Annotated in this window: 1 protein-coding gene; it reads right to left on the bottom strand. The window is 56.7% G+C overall.

Features of this window, described 5'->3' with window-relative positions:
* Nucleotides 1-32 precede the first annotated feature (32 nt).
* A complete protein-coding gene (locus tag RDN69_RS06055; RefSeq protein WP_288218380.1) occupies nucleotides 33-1,949 on the bottom strand; it encodes an ABC-F family ATP-binding cassette domain-containing protein in 1,917 nt (638 codons plus the stop codon).
* Nucleotides 1,950-2,666 lie beyond the last annotated feature (717 nt).

The raw sequence follows: 2,666 nt of genomic DNA, 5'->3' as shown, positions 1-2,666 counted from the left end.
AACACTTTTTTAAACTTTTCCAAAAAAATATTTTAATCAAGCATTTGCGCCCAGTGTTCCCATTTTTCGTACTGCGTCGCCAATTTTTCCTGCGCGGCCGAAAGCGATTCGGCCAGTTCCGTCAACGCGTCCGCATCGACCGTTTGCGCGATCTGCGTCTCAATCATCGTGATCGTCGCTTCCGTGCGGGCGATTTCCTGCTCAAGCGCCGCGATTTTTTTCTCCGCCTGCGGTGCCGCGCGGAAAGAATCCGTCGCGCGTGATGAAGGCGGCGCGGGCGAAACGTCCGCCGACGGCGCTGTCGCCGTATTTACTTTTTTGCGCGGCTCTGCTGTCTCCGGTATCGGAATGCGCCCCGTCTCCAGCAGTTCCTTGCGCTTTTCTTTCCAATAGGAATAGTTGCCCAGATATTCGCGGAAGGTTCCGTCTTCAAATGAAAGCGTGCGCTGCACCAGCTGATCCAAAAGGTAACGGTCATGGGACACGACCAGGTACGTGCCGCCGAACTCGAGCAACGCGTCTTCAATCATTTCACGCGTCGGGATATCCAAATGGTTCGTCGGTTCGTCTAAAATGAGTACATTCGGTTCTTCCAAAAGCAACAGCAGCAACGCCAACCGCGCCTGCTCCCCGCCGGAAAGCTGACCGACGAGACGATACACGTCATCGCCTCGGAAGAGAAAACCGCCCAAAATATGACGCGCGTCATCTTCGCCGCAACCGTATTCCTGCATGACCTCTTCGAGCACCGTGCGGCTCGGATGCAAATTGGTGTGTTCCTGCGAATAGTAGCCGAGCGCGACGCGATTGCCGAATGTGACCGTGCCGTGCGCCGGTGTTTTTTCGCCGGTAATCACGGACAAAAGCGTCGACTTGCCGATGCCGTTCGGACCGATGATGCCGACGGTGTCGCCGCGACGCAACAAAAAGGAAATATCTTTAAAAATAGTGCGGTCCCCATACGCCGCCGCCAACTCCTGCACATCCAAGACGCGCTCCGCCGTGCCGGTCGCCGGACGAAATGAAAAAGCGAGCGTCGTTTCTGTCACCGGCTTTTGCAGGCGTTCCAGGCGATTCAGTTGACTTTGCCGACCGCGCGCCTGCTTCGCCTTGATACCCGCTTTATATTTGTGAATATAGGCTTCGGTTTGCGCGATTTCTTCCTGCTGCTTTTCATACGCGCGCAAGTCGGCGTACAAACGCGCCGCCTTCTTCTTACTGAACGCGCTGTAATTGCCGCGATACGATGTAACCCGATGCTGCTCAAGATCCAAAATGTCCGTCGTCACCGCGTCCAAAAAGTAGCGGTCATGAGACACCAGCAAAATACCGCCGCGATAACTGCGCAAGAAATCTTCCAGCCATTCCGTCATCGCGATATCCAAATGGTTTGTCGGTTCATCCAGCAACAAAAAATCCGGCCGCCGCACGAGCGCGCGCGCCAAATTGATCCTTGTCTTTTGCCCGCCGGAGAAATCATTCGCCGCGCGATCCCAATCCGCTTCCGTGAAGCCGAGGCCGATCATGATCCGCCGCGTCATCGCTTCATAAGCGTAACCGCCGAGCCGTTCAAATCGGTCTTCCAGTTTCGCGTAGCGTTCGAGCAGCGCCGGATCGGAAGTCCGTCCCATGCGCTCGGTCAGATCCTTGAGTTCATGCTCGATGCGCCGCACGTCTTCCCACGCGGTCTCCACCACTTCGCGTAATGTTTGCGCGCCGAAGTCGATGCTTTGCTGCACGTAACCGATCGTCGCCTGATCGGTCACGCTCACGCTGCCCGAGTCCGCCTCCATTGTCCCCATGACGCAACGCAACAGCGTCGATTTGCCCGCGCCGTTGCGGCCGACCAGACCGACGCGCTGTCCTTCCGCGACGGTAAATGTGACATTTTTAAAAACCGTTTCGATGCCGAAGGCTTTCGAGAGCCCGGCGACTTTGATCATAGCCATGTGCCCTCCCCGCCGTTTCGGCGTTTCATTATGGCTTCGGCGGTCGCTCCGGAAGCAGGTCCGCCGTAATCGTTATCATAATTTCCGCATTATTTTTCGTATGCTCGGTCGTGCGGAACAATCGTCCGAGAATCGGGATTTCACTTAAAATCGGCACGCGCCGTTCGTTGATCTGTTCCTCGCGATCAATCAGTCCGCCGATCGTGAGCGCTTCGCCCGGTTGCAGGCGCACCGTCGTTTGCGCTTCGCGCGTCGTGATACGGTAGGCCCGCAGTTCCGGAACGAGGTACGGCGTCGATACTTCCGCTGTCACGTCGGCCGTGATCTCGCCGGACGCGTTGACGCGCGGCGTATACAAAAGGCGTATGCCCGCGTCGCGGTATTCCGTCGTCGTCACTTTTTCACCATTAGTGATCTGATCGACCAGCACGGGAATTTTATTGCCGATCAAAATCCGCGCCGTCTTGCCGTTGACCGTCGTGATATTCGGTCGCGCCAAAATTTGCGCGTTGCCGTCGGCGACCAGCGCATTTAACTTCGCGCGGAAGAAAAAGGAGTACGGATTCCCCGCCACGGTTTTGCCGAATTGAATCGAACCGAATCCGTCAGGCGTGACGATTTCCTCCACTTTCTCCCGCGCGCCGCGGCCGCGTTCGTAGCGCGTTTCATAACGCGCGCTGCCCGTCAGTATTTGAGATCGGAAGAGCGGTTCAGCAG

It is taken from the genome of uncultured Negativicoccus sp. (assembly GCF_902480485.1).
Taxonomy (GTDB): domain Bacteria; phylum Bacillota; class Negativicutes; order Veillonellales; family Negativicoccaceae; genus Negativicoccus; species Negativicoccus succinicivorans.
Note: the sequence above shows the minus strand (reverse complement) of the source record. Positions and strands in the feature narration are given on the sequence as shown.